The following is a 14,848-nucleotide window of genomic DNA, read 5'->3' on the forward strand; positions in this document are numbered from 1 at the left end:
GGAAGTTAAGCTCTCTAGCGCCGATGGTAGTTGGGACCTTGTCCCTGTGAGAGTAGGACGTCGCCAAGCAACTAAAAAACACGAGTCTTTGACTCGTGTTTTTTTATTTCCCATGAAATAGATTAGATTCTGATAGTAAAAATACTGAAATATAGTAAGGTATTTTTTGGGCAGAAATATTAAGGAATTGATAAATAAATGGATAATCTTCAGATCCATAACTACCAAGTAAGTCATACCACCAATCAGTTTCATACCTAGAAATCATGCTTAAATTATAGAGCAATAAGTAATGAACGAGGAGTTCAGGTAAAACGGGTTTAGAATTTCTAGGATTAGTCGTAAGTGGTAAGTAATAAGTATTAGTAAGGTACTCGTAGTATAAAGGAGTACTATATATAGGATTCCACGATTGAATAGGTGCCGAAAAAAACACATTCGATTCACTATTTTTCTTAGCTACGTGTTGTATCGATAAATGCTTACAAGTTGTTTCGATGTAACGAGAAAATCGCTCTTTAGTCATATGTAATCGATCTAATATATTGACTGAAAAGGAGAGCTCATTTTTATTTGTTGAATCAATCTTATATAAAGTTGATACTTTTTGACTATAACGAAACAAATTTTGTAATTCAGGAATATTCCCCATCAGCTCTAACATATTAAACTTCTCCGCTTCTAAGTGTTTCATGTGAAACAGTTGTTCTGCAACGTGAGTAAATAATCCGTTTTTCTGTATTTTCACCTCATCTTCTAAAAATTGATAACCTTGTTTTTTTCGTTTACGAGTTGTAACGCCATGAGCTAAAACAGTAGTTGATTCTGGGTAGTTAGGATCAATAGTTAACAAGCAAGCTTTAAATAGTTGACTAATTCCATAAAATAACAACATTGGTTGGATCGAAAAAGGGGCCACCTTATATAATTCGTAATAATTTTTCCCGTGTTCTAAGTAGTAAATAAAGGGATAACAGTTTTCAAAACTTTTTTTTTCAGCATCTTGGATGGAGGATTTTTCATAACAACGGGCAAGATAACGTTGTACATTTTGAGATGAAAAAAAGAAACTTAATTGCTGCCAAGTACAATGTGTTTGATGCATATATTACGCTCCTTTTATTGTCTAAAAATTCTAACATATGTATACGTCCTTGACAGTATTTTAACCAATTGATAAGCTACTAATAATAATTTCTGGTATCATGGGGGGAACAATTATGTGGGAATCTAAATTTGTTAAAGAAGGTTTGACTTTTGATGATGTATTACTTGTACCAGCGAGGTCAGATATATTACCAAGAGAAGTAAGTGTTAAAACAGTTTTATCTGAAAGCTTACAGCTAAACATCCCGTTAATTAGTGCAGGAATGGATACAGTAACAGAAGCTGACATGGCTATTGCAATGGCTCGCCAAGGCGGTTTAGGAATTATTCATAAGAATATGTCTATTGAGCAACAGGCAGAGCAAGTTGATAAAGTAAAGCGCTCTGAAAGCGGCGTTATTTCAGATCCTTTCTTCTTAACTCCAGAACATCAAGTATATGATGCAGAACATCTTATGGGAAAATATCGTATCTCAGGTGTACCAGTTGTAAATAATTTAGATGAGCGAAAATTAGTTGGTATTATTACCAACCGTGATATGCGTTTCATCCAAGACTACTCAATCAAAATTTCTGACGTAATGACAAAAGAACAGTTAATTACAGCTCCAGTTGGTACTACACTGGAAGAAGCTGAAAAGATCCTACAAAAGTATAAAATTGAAAAGCTCCCTCTTGTTGATAATAACGGTGTATTACAAGGGCTTATTACAATAAAAGATATTGAAAAAGTAATTGAATTCCCAAACTCTGCTAAAGATAAGCAAGGACGCTTATTAGTTGGAGCGGCTGTTGGTGTAACGGCTGATGCTATGCTTCGTATCGATGCATTAGTAAAAGCTAGCGTAGATGCAATTGTACTTGATACAGCTCATGGGCATTCTAAAGGTGTTATTGAAAAGGTAAAAGAAGTTCGTGCGAAATATCCAGCACTAAATATTATCGCTGGAAATGTTGCTACAGCTGAAGCAACGAAAGCATTAATCGAGGCTGGTGCAAACGTAGTTAAAGTTGGTATTGGACCAGGTTCTATTTGTACGACACGCGTTGTAGCTGGTGTTGGTGTACCACAATTAACAGCAGTTTATGATTGTGCAACAGAAGCTCGTAAACACGGTATTCCAGTTATTGCTGATGGCGGTGTTAAGTACTCTGGTGATATGGTTAAAGCTTTAGCAGCAGGAGCACACGTTGTTATGCTAGGTAGTATGTTTGCTGGTGTTGCTGAAAGCCCTGGAGAAACTGAGATTTACCAAGGTCGCCAATTTAAAGTATATCGTGGTATGGGTTCTGTTGGAGCGATGGAAAAAGGAAGTAAAGATCGTTACTTCCAAGAAGGAAACAAAAAACTTGTTCCAGAAGGTATTGAAGGACGCGTACCATATAAAGGACCTTTAGCAGATACAGTTCATCAATTAGTTGGTGGATTACGTGCAGGTATGGGATATTGTGGAGCACAGGATTTAGAATTCTTACGTGAGAATGCACAGTTCATTCGCATGTCAGGTGCTGGTTTACGTGAAAGCCACCCTCATCATGTACAAATTACAAAAGAGGCTCCAAACTACTCATTATAATGTCTTATATGTAAATAGATAGAGATTTGATATCTCTGTCTATTTTTTTTTGATTATGTTAGAATAACGGTTATGTGAGTACATAGATATTGGGGGTAGCAAAAGTGAAAGGTATGTTTTGCAAAAGATTCATGGCTTTGGTAACGGTGCTTACACTAGCTTGTAGCATGCTGTTACCATATAGCAATGCATCGGCTGAAACAGGAGCCGCTCTAAACATTGAAGCAGGTGCGGCAATTTTAGTAGAAGCGAATTCTGGGAAAATTTTATATCAAAAGAATGCAGATGAGTTATTATCAATTGCTAGTATGACAAAAATGATGAGTGAATATTTAGTTCATGAAGCAGTGGATAAAGGAAAACTTAAGTGGGATCAAAAGATTAAGGTTTCTGAATATGCGCATAAGATTTCACAGGATCGTTCATTATCAAATGTTCCACTAGAAAATGGTGGTTCTTATACGGTAAAAGAGTTATACGAAGCGATGGCGATTTATTCCGCTAATGGAGCAACAATTGCTCTAGGTGAAGCAGTGGCAGGAAAAGAAGTTAATTTTGTAAAAATGATGAATGATAAGGCAAAAGAGTTGGGATTGAAAAATTATAAATTTGTAAATTCTACAGGCCTAACGAACAAAGACTTAAAAGGACAGCATCCCGAAGGAACAACACCGGATGAAGAAAATAAAATGTCTGCAAGGGACGTCGCAATTTTAGCGCAACATCTTATTAAGGATTATCCCAAAACATTAGATACAGCAAAAATCCCTAAAAAAGTATTCCAAGAGGGCGGAAAATACCCGATTAATATGGATAACTGGAATTGGATGTTAAAAGGTTTAGTTAAGCAATACGATGGCGTAGACGGCCTGAAAACAGGATCAACTCCAGAAGCCGGTGATTGCTTCACTGGTACGGTTGAAAGAAACGGTATGCGTTTTATTTCTGTAGTTATTAAAACAAGTTCTCATACAGCACGTTTTGATGAAACGAAGAAGTTATATGATTATGGATTTGCTAACTTTGAAATGAAGCAAATGTATAAAAAAGATTCTTCAGTAAAAGGACAAGAAACAGTAAGAATAGAAAATGCAAAAGATAAAGATGTAGCAGTTCAAACAAAACAAGTTGTTTCACTTCCAGTGCCAAAAGGAAGTAAAGATGTTTATAAAACAGAATTTAAAGAAGCAAGTAAGGGACAAGAAGCACCTATTAAAAAGGGTGTTGCACTTGGTCAGATGGTAATTACACCAAAAGATACGAATGACCCTGGATTTTTATCTGGTAAGTCATTACAAGTAGATCTTGTAACAACATCAGCAGTGGAAGAAGCAAACTGGTTTACTCGTTCTATGCGCGGAATCGGCTCTTTCTTTAGTGGTATATGGAATAGTGCTGTTGATACAGTAAAAGGTTGGTTTTAAAAGCTCCTCGTTGTAGGAGCTTTTTCTTATTCCCATTTTTCATACCTACTTTATGAAAAAGTAGTAGACAAGCATCTGATAGTTAATGGTAGAATGTAAGAGTATTCTTAATTTTCGCCTTTAACGGGGGAAAGCAATTCACCTAGGGGGGTTTTTGTACATGACAAATGTAACAGGGACAGAACGTGTAAAACGTGGAATGGCAGAAATGCAAAAAGGCGGCGTTATTATGGACGTAGTTAACGCTGAACAAGCAAGGATTGCAGAAGAAGCAGGCGCAGTTGCCGTTATGGCATTAGAGCGTGTACCAGCAGATATTCGTGCAGCAGGTGGCGTTTCTCGTATGGCAGACCCAACGATTGTTGAAGAAGTTATGGGTGCGGTGTCAATTCCGGTTATGGCAAAATGCCGTATCGGTCATCTTGTAGAAGCACGTGTATTAGAATCATTAGGGGTAGACTATATCGATGAGAGTGAAGTATTAACTCCTGCTGATGAAGTATACCATTTAAATAAACGTGATTACACAGTTCCGTTTGTATGTGGTTGCCGTGATATCGGAGAAGCTGCACGTCGTATTGCAGAAGGTGCATCTATGCTTCGTACAAAAGGTGAGCCAGGAACAGGAAACATTGTAGAGGCAGTGCGTCATATGCGCCAAGTCAATGCAGAAATCCGTCAAGTTGCAAGTCTACGTGAAGATGAGTTAATGACATATGCAAAAAATACTGGTGCTCCTTATGAAGTACTACTTGAAATTAAACGCCTTGGTCGCTTGCCAGTTGTAAACTTTGCAGCAGGTGGTGTAGCAACACCAGCAGATGCAGCGTTAATGATGCAACTTGGTGCTGATGGTGTATTTGTTGGATCTGGTATCTTCAAATCAGAGAACCCAGAGAAATTTGCACGTGCAATCGTTGAAGCGACGACTCATTATGAAGATTACGAACTAATTGCAAGCCTTTCTAAAGGATTGGGTAATGCAATGAAAGGTGTCGAAATTTCAACGTTATTACCAGAACAACGCATGCAAGAGCGTGGATGGTAATTGAAGGAGAACTTTAAAATGGTGAAAATCGGTGTACTAGGTCTTCAAGGTGCAGTTCGTGAGCATGTAAAATCAGTTGAAGCAAGTGGTGCAGAAGCTGTTGTTGTAAAGCGTATAGAGCAACTTGAAGAGATTGATGGTCTTATTTTACCAGGCGGTGAAAGTACAACAATGCGTCGTCTTATTGATAAGTATGCTTTCATGGAACCACTTCGTACATTTGCGAAGTCTGGTAAACCAATGTTTGGTACATGTGCAGGTATGATTCTTCTTGCGAAAACACTTATTGGCTATGAAGAAGCACATATTGGTGCTATGGATATTACAGTTGAACGCAATGCGTTTGGACGCCAAAAAGATAGTTTTGAAGCCGCACTTTCAATGAAAGGTGTGGGGGAAGACTTTATTGGTGTATTTATCCGTGCTCCGTATGTTGTAGATGTTGCTGATAACGTTGAAGTACTTTCTAAGCACGGCGATCGAATGGTAGCGGTAAGACAAGATCAGTTTTTAGCTGCTTCATTCCATCCGGAATTAACGGATGATCATCGTGTGACAGCATACTTTGTCGAAATGGTAAAAGAAGCTAAAATGAAAAAAGTTGTGTAAGTAACTTGCAACTTGTATAAGATTATAGTAAATTGATGGTAACAATTTTATAAAATAAGCGTGTTGATAGGAAGTAGTAACAAATGTCGTTTCTTATAGAGAGTCGATGGTTGGTGGAAATCGATAGAAACAGTTTGTGAATCCATCCTGGAATGGAATGTGGAATATCTTTATGATTAGTAAACATTCCCGGTGAAGAGCCGTTATTTCTACTTGAGAGGAAAGTAGTAATGCTTTCAACTAGGGTGGCAACGCGGGTTAACTCCCGTCCCTTTGTATAGGGACGGGAGTTTTTTGTGTTTTATAAAATAAAAGGAGGAGTATATAATGCTTGATATTAAATTATTACGTACGAACTTTGAAGAAGTAAAAGCAAAATTGCAGCATAGAGGCGAAGATTTAACGGAGTTTGGTCGTTTTGAAGAGCTTGATACGAGAAGAAGAGAATTACTTGTTCAAACAGAAGAACTAAAAAGTAAACGTAACGAAGTGTCTCAACAAATTTCAGTATTAAAGCGTGAAAAGAAAGATGCAGAAGCTTTAATTTTAGAAATGCGTGAAGTTGGAGAAAAAGTAAAAGATCTTGATAATGAACTTCGTACAGTTGAAGAAGACTTAGAAAGATTAATGTTATCTATTCCAAATATTCCTCATGAATCTGCTCCAGTTGGTGAAACAGAGGATGATAATGTAGTAGCACGTACTTGGGGAGAAGTGAAGGAATTTGCTTTTGAACCAAAACCACATTGGGATCTTGCTACAGATTTAGGAGTTTTAGATTTTGAGCGTGCTGGGAAAGTAACAGGAAGCCGCTTCGTATTTTACAAAGGTGCAGGCGCAAGATTAGAGCGTGCTTTAATTAGTTTTATGCTTGATCTTCATACTGACGAGCATGGATATGAAGAAGTGTTACCTCCGTATATGGTAAACCGTGCAAGTATGACAGGAACAGGACAACTTCCGAAGTTTGAAGAAGATGCATTCCGTATTGAAAGTGAAGATTACTTCTTAATTCCAACAGCAGAAGTACCTGTAACGAATATGCATCGTGATGAGATTTTAAATAAAGAGCAATTGCCTATAAGATATGCTGCATTTAGCTCTTGCTTCCGTTCTGAAGCAGGTTCAGCTGGTCGCGATACACGTGGTTTAATTCGCCAACATCAGTTCAATAAAGTAGAGCTTGTGAAGTTCGTAAAACCAGAAGATTCTTATGGAGAGTTAGAAAAATTAACAAATGATGCAGAACGCGTGTTACAATTATTAGAGTTGCCATATCGCGTTATGAGCATGTGCACAGGCGATTTAGGATTTACAGCAGCGAAGAAATACGATATTGAAGTATGGATTCCAAGCTATGGCACATATCGTGAAATTTCTTCTTGTAGTAATTTTGAAGCTTTCCAAGCGAGACGTGCAAATATCCGTTTCCGCCGTGAGCCAAACGGAAAACCAGAACATGTTCATACATTAAATGGATCTGGTCTTGCAATTGGACGTACGGTTGCAGCTATTTTAGAGAACTACCAACAAGAAGATGGTACAATTATAATTCCAGAAGTTCTTCGCCCTTATATGGGAGGAAAAACAGTTATTAAGTAAATTTAAACATTCATCGGTATGAGTGATTGGTAATTATGAGCGTTGTCAGTACTGTAATGTAGGAGGGGGAAAGTAAAATTTTCCTTTCCTCATAATTTATTTTAGTAGGGTTGACTAACTGTTTTTCTTTTGATATTATATTTGATGTCAATATGGAGGTATACCCAAGTCTGGCTGAAGGGATCGGTCTTGAAAACCGACAGGCGGCGAGAGTCGCGCGGGGGTTCGAATCCCTCTACCTCCTCCAGATATAATTGACAACAGCGCATATAAGTGGAGATTGGAGAACTCGTTACCAACACGTAACGAGTTTTTATTTTAAAACCAATCATAAAGTATGGTGTAAGGCGATTTTGTCCTTATTACACACTCATATTCCGATGATTATCTTCATAGATATGAAAGGAGTCAACATGGATCTTATTATACAAACGTTTCCTTTAGATGGAAAAACTTTATATTATGTACAATGTCCTGTCTGTAAGAACAATAGAATTTTAAACAGTGGTGCAAATGTATCGCGCATTATAAGCGATGATACATTCCGTAAACTTTGTGGTTGTACTTGTGATGTAAAGCAAGCTACGACAAAAGTAGAGGCGCCAAAAAAGGTTGAAAAACCAGCTGTAAAGAAAGAAGCAGCTCCAAAACGTACAGGTAAAGTATTAACGGCAGTGATTAACGGGAAAGAAATGACTGTTAAAGAGATTGCTGAAACATATGACATTAGTACAAGTACTGTTCGTCAGCGTATTAACGCTGGAAAACCTGAGAGTGAAATTATTGCTCCAACAAAGAAGAAGTAATTTAATAGGAAAACCCGTGCATATGCACGGGTTTTTTATTTTACAAGTTTACGTGTTTGTTTTAAGAAATGGCCAATTTTTTTAATGATTGGTTCGATTGAATCGCCATCTTTTAAAATATCGTATTCATTAATGTTTAATCGTAAAACAGGGCATGAATTGAAGTTGTTAATCCAGTTTTCGTAACGTCCGTGCATCTCTTTCCAATACTCAATTGGTGTTTGCTGCTCCATCGGGCGTCCGCGTTCTTGAATACGGTCTACAATATCATCGAAAGAACCTTCTAAGTAAATTAATAAGTCTGGATGAGGGAAGTAAGGAGTCATGACCATAGCATCAAATAAACCTTTGTATGTTTCATAATCAGTTTCCGTCATTGTACCTTTTTCATGATGCATCTTTGCGAAAATTCCAGTGTCTTCATAGATAGAACGGTCTTGAACAAAACCACCACCGTATTCAAAAATTCTCTTTTGTTCTTTAAATCGTTCTGCTAAGAAGTATACTTGCAAGTGGAAGCTCCAGCGTGTGAAATCGGCATAGAACTTGTCCAAATATGGATTAGAATCTACTTTTTCAAATGATGTGCGATAACCTAAAGCGTTAGCTAGTGCAGTTGTCATAGTTGATTTTCCGACACCTACTGTTCCGGCGATAGTAATTACTGCATCATTCGGTATATCATATTTTTGCCTTAAATTCATTATTATTTCGACTCCTTTAAGAGAGTATTTTGAAGGGTGGATAGGATGACGTTTAAATCATCGGGATTTTGTACAAAATCCATATCATCTCCGTTAAATTTCAACACTGGGATATCTGGATGGTCCTTTTTAAAAGTATCCATTGCTGTTTCGTAATCTTTTGTGAGCTGTAGTAAGTAATTTGGATCCATATTTTTTTCGAATTCTCTTCCGCGCATTGCGATTCGTTTTTGTAAGGTTTCCAGGCTAGCTGTTAAATAAACGATGACATTTGGTACAGGCATATCTTGTGTAAGGATACGATAGATTTGCATGTATTTGTCATATTGAGAATCTTTTAATGTACGGGATGCGAAAATTAAATTTTTAAATATATGATAATCTGCTACTACTGGCTTCCTTTGATTCAAATACTTTATGTTAATGTCTTCTAGTTGTTTGTATCTATTACAAAGAAAGAACATCTCTGTTTGAAAACTCCATTCGTCGATGTCTTCATAGAACTTTCCTAAAAAAGGGTTTTCATCAACAATCTCTTTTAGTAAGTGGAGTTGCATGTGAGTTGAAATTTCCTTCGCAAGTGAAGTTTTTCCAACACCAATTGGTCCTTCAACCGTGATAAATGGTACTCCGGTCACGCTGTTTCCTCCTTTCAATCAGTGATTTACCGTGACTACTAAAAACACAAAACAGAATTATTGTAGCACAAGAGGGAAGCGAGCGGGTTAATTTGATATAAAAAGTTAGAAAATAGATATATGTATTAATTAATTTTTATTTGAGATGACGGTATTATATTTGCTTTCAATGTAGCTTCCATTATTTTTAAAGCATGCAGATTGTCCTGATCATTGTTAGAGGCAATGCAATCCTGTGGTACATACAGTGTATAATTTCTCATATGAGCATCGTTAGCAGTAAATAGGATACATATATTTCCGGCAACTCCTGTTAATATCAGATTTTCTATTTTTAAATAGCCCAATAAAGAATTCAAAGGCGTTTCATAAAAAGCAGAGTAATGTGGTTTAATAAAAATGTAATCATCAGAATGTGGAGCAATCTTATGAATTATATTTTCACTATACTCATTTGTACAATGAGTAATCAGTTGGTCAATATCAGATCTCCAAAGTTGATAATGGTCATTAACATAAATTATGGGATAGCCGAAGGCTTTCATTGTTTTCTTTAATTGTAAAATAGGATTTGTTATAGTTTCGCATTTTTTTGCCAGGATGGGCCCGTGGGAAAATTGAAAGTCATTAATCATATCAATAATGAGCAAAGCAGTGTTTTTCATATGTAATCCCCTCTCTTTTTCTTTTAGGGTGGATTGAATTTATAAAAGTTATCCCACGTGTAGTAAATGGAAAAAGGTTTATTTTATTTGTGATGAAAGGACTAGGTTATGGAACAAGATCAAGATATTTATTTTATGCAACTAGCGATAGAAGAGGCTAAAAAGGCAGAGGAAATACAAGAAGTACCAATTGGTGCAGTCATAGTGTTAGATGGTGAGGTAATTAGTTTCGCTCATAATTTAAGGGAAACTGAGCAACGATCAATCGCTCATGCCGAGTTGTTAGCGATTGATGAAGCTTGCAAAAAGCTAGGGACATGGCGTTTAGAAGATGCAACGTTATATGTAACCTTAGAGCCCTGTCCAATGTGTGCGGGTGGAATTGTTTTATCACGAGTGAAGCGAGTTGTATATGGTGCAAGTGATCCGAAGGGCGGATGTGCAGGAACATTAATGAATCTTTTAACAGATGAACGCTTTAATCATCAATGTGAAGTAGTCACTGGTGTATTAGAAGAAGAGTGCGGTACGTTGCTAACAAACTTTTTTAGAGAGCTTCGTAAAAAAAGAAAAGCGATAAAAAAATTAGAGAAAAGTAACGAGAATTAACGCATTTGCATTTTATAAAAAAACAAGTTATACTGATAATGCCTTTAATGAAGGCAACCGAATATTGGTTTTAACTTTGCCGTGCTAAGCGGGGAGGTAGCGGTGCCCTATACTCGCAATCCGCTCTAGCGAGGCCGAATCCCTTCTCGAGGTTATGTTGCTGTAAGGTCTGCCTTAAGTAAGTGGTGTTGACGTTTGGGTCCTGCGCAACGGGACCCCGTGAACCTTGTCAGGTCCGGAAGGAAGCAGCAATAAGCGGGTTTTCTCGTGTGCCGCAGGAGTGCCTGAACCGAGCTAACTGCTTGAGTAACGCTTATGGTACGTAATCGACAGAAGGTGCACGGCAGTTATATATGTATACAAAACTCACCTTGATACAAGGTGGGTTTTTTGTATGGAAAATAACTTTTGGAATCTATAAACAGAATGGGTTATAATATATAAGATAATAACCTTTGAGGGAGGCCGTATTTTCGTGTCATACCAAGCGTTATACCGAACATGGAGACCGCAAAAGTTCGAAGATGTAGTCGGTCAAAAGCACGTAACAAAAACGTTGCAAAATGCCCTTCTTCAAGAGAAAGTTTCACATGCTTATTTATTTTCTGGTCCGAGGGGAACAGGAAAAACGACGATTGCAAAAGTATTTGCAAAAGCAATTAACTGTGAACATGCTCCGGTAGCTGAACCTTGTAATGAATGTCCTTCTTGTTTAGGAATTACACAAGGATCTATTTCAGATGTATTAGAAATTGATGCGGCTTCAAATAACGGTGTAGATGAAATTCGAGATATAAGAGATAAAGTAAAATATGCTCCAAGTGCTGTAGAATATAAAGTATACATTATCGATGAGGTTCACATGCTTTCTATGGGTGCCTTTAATGCTCTTCTAAAAACTTTAGAAGAGCCACCAGGACATGTTATCTTTATTTTAGCGACAACAGAACCACATAAGATTCCACCTACGATTATTTCGAGATGTCAGCGATTTGAATTCCGAAAAATATCAGTAAATGATATTGTTGAGAGATTATCGACGGTTGTGACAAATGAGGGTACGCAAGTAGAAGAGGAAGCACTACAAATTGTTGCTCGTGCTGCCGAGGGTGGTATGCGTGATGCACTTAGCCTTATTGATCAGGCTATATCTTATAGTGATGATGCAGTTACGACAGAAGATGTTTTAGCTGTAACAGGCTCTGTTTCTCAGCAATATTTAGGTAACCTAGTAGAATGTATACGTGAAAATGATGTATCAAGAGCATTACGTATCATAGATGAGATGATGAGTAAAGGGAAGGATCCAGTTCGATTTATGGAAGATTTCATTTACTATTATCGTGATATGCTTTTATATCAAACTTCACCACAACTAGAACATATGTTGGAACGAGTAATTGTAGATGATCAATTCCGCATGTTAAGTGAAGAAATGCAGCCGGAAGTAATCTATGAGATTATTCATAGTCTTAGTAAAGGGCAACAAGAGATGAAGTGGACAAACCATCCGCGAATTTTTTTAGAAGTTGTGATGGTACAACTGTGTCAGCAGTTTATGATGCAAGCAAACGGTGCAGATCGTTTACAAGCGGTTATGAACAGAATGCAGCAACTGGAGAAAGAATTAGAACAAGTTAAAAAGAATGGTGTACCAGCTGGCGTGCAACCTGAAGTAAGAGAGACGCGTGTAACACCAAAACCAATGCGAACGGGAAGTATGAAAATTCCTGTTGGACGTGTAAATGAAGTGTTGAAGCAGGCGAAGCGTCAAGAATTAGAACAATTGAAAGCCGTATGGGGTGAGTTGTTAGGAAGACTCAAATCGTATAACAAAGTGGCATTTGCTGTTTTATTAGAAAATAGTGAGCCAGTAGCGGCTTCAGATGATACTTATGTGTTAGCATTTCAATATGAGATTCATTGTAAAATGGCGAGTGAAAATCGTGAAGCAATGGATACGCTGGAACAAATTCTTTTTGAATTGCTAAGTAAAAAGTTAAATATGATTGCTATCCCGAAAAGTGAATGGGGTAAAATTCGTGAGGACTTTTTACAACGCGAAGGCGGGGATTCTGAAGAAAGCCCAGAGCAAAAAGAAGATCCTCTCATAGAAGAAGCAGTAAAATTAGTAGGGCAAGAACTTATTGAAATAAAAGAATAACTATTATTAGGAGGAATTAAATATGATGCGTGGCGGAATGGGAAATATGAATAACATGATGAAACAAATGCAAAAGATGCAAAAAGACATGGCAAAAGCACAGGAAGAGCTTGGTGAAAAAACGGTTGAAGGTACAGCTGGCGGTGGAATGGTTTCTGTAATTGCAAATGGCCATAAGCAAGTTCTTGAAGTGAAAATTAAAGAAGAAGTTGTAGATCCAGAAGATATCGAAATGTTACAAGATCTAGTGCTAGCTGCAACGAACGATGCACTTAAAAAGGTTGATGAACTTTCAAATTCTACAATGGGTAAATTTACAAAAGGCTTAAACTTACCAGGTGGAATGTTCTAGGAGGATATTGATATATGCATTATCCAGAGCCAATATCAAAATTAATCGATAGTTTTATGAAATTGCCAGGAATCGGACCGAAAACAGCGGTTCGATTGGCATTTTTCGTATTAGATATGAAAGAAGACGATGTGTTAGGTTTTGCGAAAGCACTTGTGAATGCGAAGCGAGATCTAGCGTATTGTTCTGTATGCGGACATATTACTGACCGTGATCCTTGTTATATTTGTGATGATTCACATCGAGATCAAACGGTTGTCTGTGTTGTGCAAGAACCGAAAGATGTAATCGCGATGGAAAAAATGAAAGAGTATCAAGGTGTATATCATGTGTTACGTGGTGCGATTTCCCCGATGGAGGGAATTGGACCGGAAGACATTAATATCCCGCAACTCTTAAAGCGACTGCACGATGAAACGGTACAAGAAGTGATATTGGCAACAAACCCTAACATTGAAGGGGAAGCTACAGCGATGTATATATCCCGCCTCTTAAAGCCGACAGGTATTAAAGTAACTCGTATTGCACATGGTCTACCAGTTGGTGGAGATTTAGAATATGCAGATGAAGTAACTCTGTCAAAAGCGCTAGAAGGCCGCAGAGAAGTATAAGAGGAGAAACAAAAATGTTCTTTCAAAAAAAGGGTAAATTGCGTAAAGAGTATGACGATAAGTTAATTGTACTATTAGAAAAAGTAAAGAATGAATGGTTACGTCAAAAGAGAATGGTTGAACAAAGTGTTGAGCCGTCTCCAGATGTAATTTGTTCTTTGAAAATAGCGGAGGCGAAATATTTCTTCTTGTTAAAAGAAGCGAAGCGTCGCCCTGTAAAAATGGAACAATGGTAAAAGGTTCTGCTTTTTAAGCAGAACCTTTTATTTTTTATTTGTTAAAGTAGAGGGGTTATTTCGTTTTAAAAGAATCGTTGAGGATTCTGATGGGTTTGTATGAAGAAAATGTTGCTGCGTAAAAGTTATCACGATGGGCCGACTGGAGTTATAGGATAAACGTTCTTTTTTATCGTCTTGTCCCATACATATAGATATGTATAGGTCATTCATAAGGAGGAAAAAATGAATTCTACAATTATTATTGTTGGTATTCTATCTCTTGTTTTTATTTTTCTTGTTTTTGGTGTTTCTTCTAAACCATTGCGTTTTATAGGTAAAATACTTTTTCATGTTACTTTAGGAATAGCATTGCTCTTTATCGTAAATGTTGTAGGGACATATTTTGATTTTCATATTCCGATTAACGCAGGTACAGCGACAGTAACAAGTTTATTAGGCTTACCCGGTGTTGCTGCATTAGTAATAATTAAGCTGTATATCATGCCAAGATAAAATTATTTTGGCATTTTTTTAAAAAGTATTGACTAAAGAATGTTTAATATGATAAATTAATAAGCGTCGTCAGGAACGAAAGAAAAAAGTTGTTGACAGATTTAACGATAAATGTTAAATTATAAAAGTCGCTGAAACGCGATATTGAACTTTGAAAACTAAACGAAACAAACAACGTGAAACGTCAATTTTTATTTTTAG

16 protein-coding genes, 1 tRNA gene, 1 other RNA gene and 1 other annotated feature are annotated in these 14,848 nt (G+C 37.1%); of the genes, 14 read left to right on the plus strand and 4 right to left on the minus strand.

Features of this window, described 5'->3' with window-relative positions:
- Positions 1-103 precede the first annotated feature (103 nt).
- Entirely contained in the window at positions 104-1,105 is a 1,002-nt protein-coding gene (locus JDS81_RS29230; protein ID WP_097955248.1) for a YaaC family protein, read from the minus strand.
- Positions 1,106-1,220: 115 nt separating this feature from the next.
- On the opposite strand from JDS81_RS29230, the gene guaB reads away from it, so the two are divergent.
- The 7 genes from guaB (at position 1,221) to JDS81_RS29265 (ending at position 8,173) form a co-directional block, all read left to right on the plus strand.
- A complete protein-coding gene (gene guaB / locus JDS81_RS29235) occupies positions 1,221-2,684 on the plus strand; it encodes an IMP dehydrogenase (RefSeq protein WP_000264091.1) in 1,464 nt (487 codons plus the stop codon).
- A 113-nt stretch (positions 2,685-2,797) separates the two neighbouring features.
- Complete coding sequence (locus JDS81_RS29240; protein ID WP_142312920.1) at positions 2,798-4,108, plus strand: serine hydrolase; 1,311 nt, start codon at positions 2,798-2,800, stop codon at positions 4,106-4,108.
- Positions 4,109-4,268: 160 nt separating this feature from the next.
- A complete protein-coding gene (pdxS, locus tag JDS81_RS29245) occupies positions 4,269-5,156 on the plus strand; it encodes a pyridoxal 5'-phosphate synthase lyase subunit PdxS (protein ID WP_000186168.1) in 888 nt (295 codons plus the stop codon).
- Positions 5,157-5,174: 18 nt separating this feature from the next.
- Positions 5,175-5,765, plus strand: a complete 591-nt coding sequence (pdxT, locus tag JDS81_RS29250; RefSeq protein WP_000238789.1) for a pyridoxal 5'-phosphate synthase glutaminase subunit PdxT — start codon at positions 5,175-5,177, stop codon at positions 5,763-5,765.
- A gap of 54 nt (positions 5,766-5,819) precedes the next feature.
- Positions 5,820-6,041, plus strand: a binding site (T-box leader).
- A gap of 51 nt (positions 6,042-6,092) precedes the next feature.
- Positions 6,093-7,367, plus strand: coding sequence for a serine--tRNA ligase (serS, locus tag JDS81_RS29255; RefSeq protein WP_097955251.1), 1,275 nt, complete (start codon positions 6,093-6,095; stop codon positions 7,365-7,367).
- Positions 7,368-7,521: 154 nt separating this feature from the next.
- A tRNA-Ser gene (locus tag JDS81_RS29260) sits at positions 7,522-7,614 on the plus strand.
- A 166-nt stretch (positions 7,615-7,780) separates the two neighbouring features.
- Positions 7,781-8,173, plus strand: coding sequence for a sigma factor-like helix-turn-helix DNA-binding protein (locus tag JDS81_RS29265; protein WP_000364197.1), 393 nt, complete (start codon positions 7,781-7,783; stop codon positions 8,171-8,173).
- Positions 8,174-8,208: 35 nt separating this feature from the next.
- Here JDS81_RS29265 and JDS81_RS29270 read toward each other — a convergent pair whose 3' ends face one another.
- From JDS81_RS29270 to JDS81_RS29280, 3 genes are all read right to left on the minus strand, one after another.
- Positions 8,209-8,877, minus strand: a complete 669-nt coding sequence (locus JDS81_RS29270) for a deoxynucleoside kinase (protein ID WP_001053585.1) — start codon at positions 8,875-8,877, stop codon at positions 8,209-8,211.
- 2 nt (positions 8,878-8,879) lie between these two features.
- Positions 8,880-9,515, minus strand: a complete 636-nt coding sequence (locus JDS81_RS29275; RefSeq protein WP_097955253.1) for a deoxynucleoside kinase — start codon at positions 9,513-9,515, stop codon at positions 8,880-8,882.
- A 125-nt stretch (positions 9,516-9,640) separates the two neighbouring features.
- Positions 9,641-10,180 carry a cysteine hydrolase family protein gene (locus JDS81_RS29280; protein WP_000798728.1) on the minus strand — a complete coding sequence of 180 codons (540 nt, stop codon included), beginning with the start codon at positions 10,178-10,180 and terminating at the stop codon, positions 9,641-9,643.
- A gap of 108 nt (positions 10,181-10,288) precedes the next feature.
- Here JDS81_RS29280 and tadA point away from each other — a divergent pair, with 108 nt between their 5' ends.
- The 7 genes from tadA to JDS81_RS29315 all read left to right on the plus strand — a co-directional run bounded on the left by tadA (position 10,289) and on the right by JDS81_RS29315 (position 14,647).
- Entirely contained in the window at positions 10,289-10,789 is a 501-nt protein-coding gene (gene tadA / locus JDS81_RS29285; protein WP_097955254.1) for a tRNA adenosine(34) deaminase TadA, read from the plus strand.
- Between the two features lie 79 nt (positions 10,790-10,868).
- Positions 10,869-11,133: signal recognition particle sRNA large type (ffs, locus tag JDS81_RS29290), an RNA gene on the plus strand.
- Between the two features lie 131 nt (positions 11,134-11,264).
- On the plus strand, positions 11,265-12,953 hold the full coding sequence (gene dnaX, locus JDS81_RS29295) for a DNA polymerase III subunit gamma/tau (RefSeq protein ID WP_097955256.1): 1,689 nt from the start codon (positions 11,265-11,267) through the stop codon (positions 12,951-12,953).
- A 25-nt stretch (positions 12,954-12,978) separates the two neighbouring features.
- Positions 12,979-13,305, plus strand: a complete 327-nt coding sequence (locus tag JDS81_RS29300; RefSeq protein WP_170957726.1) for a YbaB/EbfC family nucleoid-associated protein — start codon at positions 12,979-12,981, stop codon at positions 13,303-13,305.
- A gap of 14 nt (positions 13,306-13,319) precedes the next feature.
- Positions 13,320-13,916 carry a recombination protein RecR gene (gene recR, locus JDS81_RS29305; RefSeq protein WP_000559167.1) on the plus strand — a complete coding sequence of 199 codons (597 nt, stop codon included), beginning with the start codon at positions 13,320-13,322 and terminating at the stop codon, positions 13,914-13,916.
- A 14-nt stretch (positions 13,917-13,930) separates the two neighbouring features.
- Positions 13,931-14,152 (plus strand): YaaL family protein, encoded by a 222-nt coding sequence (locus tag JDS81_RS29310; RefSeq protein WP_000466018.1) that lies wholly within the window; start codon positions 13,931-13,933, stop codon positions 14,150-14,152.
- Between the two features lie 225 nt (positions 14,153-14,377).
- Positions 14,378-14,647 carry a pro-sigmaK processing inhibitor BofA family protein gene (locus JDS81_RS29315; protein ID WP_001089268.1) on the plus strand — a complete coding sequence of 90 codons (270 nt, stop codon included), beginning with the start codon at positions 14,378-14,380 and terminating at the stop codon, positions 14,645-14,647.
- Positions 14,648-14,848: the final 201 nt, after the last annotated feature.

This window comes from Bacillus cereus group sp. N31, assembly GCF_016483245.1.
In the GTDB taxonomy this organism is placed as follows: Bacteria; Bacillota; Bacilli; order Bacillales; family Bacillaceae_G; genus Bacillus_A; species Bacillus_A toyonensis.